Below are 4,801 nucleotides of genomic sequence, written 5' to 3' on the forward strand. Positions count from 1 at the left end.
TTATTAAGAAGAGGTTATGACAACGTCACTTACATTAAAATTTGGTATAGAATTTTAAATCACTTTGTCTTAATCTCTTCTTTTTTATTGACTGAACTAAAGGGGATTAATACGCATGACACATACAGAACAGTTAGACATTTTATATAAATTAAAAAAAAGAAGTAGAAAAATCAAATAACACTGCTTTACTAAATACTATTAATCAAGTGATTAAAAAAGTATATAAAAATCAATTTACAATATCATTTGTTGGTCACTTTTCAGCTGGTAAATCAACACTTATCAACTTGTTATTAGAGCAAGATATTCTACCAAGCTCTCCAGTACCTACTACTAGTAATACAGCCATTGTATCGGTATCTGATACAGAAGATATCATCGCAAACTTGCCAAACCAACAATACACAAAGCTAAAAACATATGATGAAGTTAAACAAATGAATCGTCAAAATATAGATGTAGAATCTGTAGAGATTAACTTCCAATCCGATAAATTCGACAAAGGGTTTACATTCCAAGATACACCTGGTGTCGATTCTAATGTCGCAACACATCAAACAACTACTGAGCAATTTATGTATACGAGTAATGTTTTATTTTATACTGTTGACTATAATCATGTGCAATCTGCACTTAATTTTCAATTTATGAAAAGAATTAATGAAGTGGGCATTCCAGTAGTATTTATCATTAATCAAATAGATAAACATAATGATGATGAACTTTCATTTGATACATTCAAATCTAGAGTTGAGAAATCTATCAATGAATGGGACATCGATTTACAACATATATATTACGTCTCAAAATTCGATCATCCTAAAAATCAAATCGATGAATTATCAGAGTACCTATTGTATTTAGACAAGCATAGAGAGGCAATGGAAACATATGTGGAACGTACTGTTTCATTCATCACAGATGCTCAACTTTCATATATTCAAAATGAAATGCAAAGTATACTTGAATACCTGAATATTGAAGAGGATGAGTTTGAACAAGCTTATTTAAATTTCCAACAAACACAAGCCGTTTCAGAAGAAGCACAACTACTCAATGATAAAGACAAATTAAAAGCGTACCTTAAACAAAAACGTAAAGATATATTAGAAAACGCCTATATTATGACACATGATATGCGCGAACAACTACGTTCTTATTTAGAAAGTAAGGCTACTGACTTTAAAGTAGGCGGACTCTTTAATAAGGCTAAAAAGAAAGAGGAAGCACAAACTGAACGTTTAGATAAAGCCATCAGCATGCTTCAAGAAAAGATTAATACTCAAATACGTCAACCTATGCGTGAAGACATGTCATTCTTAACGCGTTTTATCAATCAAAAAAATATAAACGAACATATACTTAACCAATCATATGATATTCCAAATGATTTAGTTTCATCACTATATCAACCACAAACAACGATTAGTAATACGTATGTATTAACTTTTTCAGATGAAGTGGTTAAAGCAATCAATCAATTTGTTGAACGTCAATCGAATCCGTTATTTGAAAAAGCTATTCAACATGTACAAGCTAATGAAATTGAAACTGAAGATAATGATACATCAGATGAATATCAACGATACTTAGAATTAAATAACTTAAAAGACTCCATCACTACACGCAATTATCAACATTACTATATACATTTGGAAGACTCTTTAGATAAGTTAACTGGTCGCACTGAAGCGAATTTCACTATTAAAGAAGAACATGATACAACACACCATCAACATCGTGACCATATTCAAGCCAGTGATGACACAGTAAGTCGTTCACAAGTAGATATAGAAAAAGCTTTAAATATCATCGAAGATATTCCATTATTCGAGCGTACACAAACGGATATTAAACAAACACTCACGCGTTTAGACCAAAAAATCACTAAGATTGGTGTATTCGGTACATTTAGTGCAGGTAAGAGTAGTTTAATAAATGCTTTATTAGGTGATAATTACTTAGTTAGCTCACCAAATCCGACAACGGCAGCTACCACAGAACTAACTTACGGGGAAAGTAGTAGCATTACATTAAAATCATCAAAGCAATTACTAGATGAGATTAACCAATTACTTGAGTTCTTTAATCAGTCATTCTCGTCTTTAGATGAGTTTATCAATAGCGATATTACTCAATTAAAATCAAAACTAGAAAAAAATCAACTTGCCTTTATTTCAGCAGTTGAAAAGCATTACGACATGTATATCAATATGCTAGAAGAAGGGGAAGTACATCACATTTCACAAGAAGATGTCAAAAAATGGTCTGCCGAAGATGAATATGCAACTTTCGTTAAAACAGTACATTTACAAGTACCTGTTGAATGGCTTAAAGGTAAGATTGTTGTCGATTCACTTGGTTTACATTCCAATAACCAACGTCATACAAACGAAACTGAACAAATCCTTACGTCATCAGACTTAATTTTATACGTCAGTTATTTCAATCATTCATTTACTGATAATGACAAAGCATTCATTGAACATATGAAAGATATGAATCAGTTAAATGAAAACCAAGCATTCAAAATGATTATTAATGCTGTTGATTTAGCCGAAAGTGATGAAGACCTTAATGCTGTTAAAGATTATGTTGCCGATGCACTTAACCAAGTTCAATTACAATCTGAAGTATTTGGTGTGTCTAGTCGAGAAGCATTAAAATCAAGTGATGAAGGTATGGATCAATTAAAAGAAAGCATTCAACATTTCGTCGATGTAGAATCTAAAACTATCTTAGAACAACAAATGATTCACCAACTCCAACAAATTGATCAGTCCTATCAAGACATGATTTCAGAGTTTGAAACCAATAAAGATGATATCGCGAAACGTCAACGTAAATTAGAATCATACAAAGACAAAGAGAGACTTGAAAACCAATTAATTGCTACTACAACCCAACATACGAATAATGAAGTCGAAGAACAAGTCTATCATTTAAATCAAAGATTAAAGCTCCAGTTAATGGATGATATTAAGTCTGTTTATAACAGTCAAATGACGCAAAATAGTGATTTCAATGCTGAAAAGAAAAATTCAACTAAAATATATCTAGATCAAATTCATCAAAGAATGTTTTTAGAGCAATCATTAATTACTGAAAGAATCAAGAAATATTTTAACCAACAATTAGACGAACAAGTTGCACCTGTCTTGCAACAGTTAAGTCAATTGCATATTATCGTACATCCACGCTTCAATTTACAACCAGATGTTGTCGATCAACCATTGCTTCATATTGATTTAAACGATATGATGGCTGAATTGCCTAAACAATTAACGAAACGTAAAATTTTAAATGCGAATGCTCAAAAAGATATTCACGAAGCAATTTGTCAAAGTACATTAGAACTACTTCAACCTAACTTTAGTCGCTCAAGACAACAACTTGAAACATATGTTGATCAAATGTCTGACGAAGCAGAACAACAATTCAATAGCATTGAAGATAATATTCAAAGTCAGATCAATGAATTATTATCATTTGAATTAGACGAATCATTAATTTCACAACTTAAAGATAAGCACCAACAACTTGAAGCAATTATATATTAAGAAAGAAGGACAATCGAAATGCCTAATAAAGTATTACTCGTCGATGGCATGGCTTTATTATTTAGACATTTTTTCGCAACGAGTCTGCACAATCAATTTATGTACAATTCAAAAGGAGTTCCGACTAACGGAATTCAAGGGTTTGTACGTCATATCTTTTCAGCTATCCACGAGATCCAACCTACACATGTAGCTGTTTGTTGGGATATGGGGCAATCAACCTTCAGAAATGACATGTTTGAAGGTTATAAACAAAATCGCTCAGCACCACCAGAGGAGCTCATTCCACAATTTGACTATGTCAAAGAGATTTCTGAACAATTTGGTTTCGTTAATATCGGTGTGACAAATTATGAAGCCGATGATGTGATTGGTACATTAGCACAAACCTATTCCACTGATAACGATGTTTATATTATTACCGGCGATAGAGATTTGTTACAATGTATCAACGAAAATGTTGAAGTATGGCTCATTAAGAAAGGCTTTAATATTTATAATCGATATACCTTACATCGATTTAATGAAGAATATGAATTAGCGCCGAAACAATTGATCGATATCAAAGCGTTTATGGGTGACACAGCTGATGGTTATGCAGGCGTTAAAGGTATTGGCGAGAAAACTGCACTCAAATTGATTCAACAATATGGTAGTGTTGAAGAGGTAATTAATCAAATTGATACCTTAACACCGGGCCAAAGAAAGAAAATTAACGACAATATCAATGAACTACACTTATCAAAGCGTTTAGCTGAAATTCATACAAATGTACCTATCGATAGTGCGCAATTGTTCCAAGATATGGCATTTGCAACTACGCTTAACCATATATTATCAATCTGTAATGAACATGAACTATACGTTTCCGGTAAATATATATCAAGCCATTTATAAAATCATAAACAAAGCGACTCATACAATTATCTTAAACAAGGTAATCTATGAGTCGCTTTTTATTTTTATAATCGAATTAAATTAAAATAATTTTAATTTATCCTATATCCAATTACACTTATATAAAATTTATTATATTATTATATAGAACGTTAATAAATTGTTCAACATTATGTTGTGATGTATGTCGATTTGTCTGTTTTTTATCATTTATTTGAGAAATCATAACAATGATAATGAATCAATATATATCAAATCATAACCTTAATTAACAGACCTACATACCTATCACAACTACAACATCAGAGACACAACAACAAGATAAGGAGTGAACAATAGCT

Annotated in this window: 1 protein-coding gene and 1 pseudogene; both read left to right on the plus strand. The window is 31.5% G+C overall.

The window, feature by feature from the left end:
- The first annotated feature begins 115 nt into the window (after positions 1 to 115).
- Positions 116 to 3,563, plus strand: a pseudogene (locus ssp1_RS06735) (dynamin family protein).
- An 18-nt stretch (positions 3,564 to 3,581) separates the two neighbouring features.
- Positions 3,582 to 4,460, plus strand: coding sequence for a 5'-3' exonuclease (locus ssp1_RS06740; RefSeq protein WP_107536056.1), 879 nt, complete (start codon positions 3,582 to 3,584; stop codon positions 4,458 to 4,460).
- Positions 4,461 to 4,801 lie beyond the last annotated feature (341 nt).

It is taken from the genome of Staphylococcus sp. M0911 (assembly GCF_003491325.1).
Lineage (GTDB): Bacteria > Bacillota > Bacilli > Staphylococcales > Staphylococcaceae > Staphylococcus > Staphylococcus warneri_A.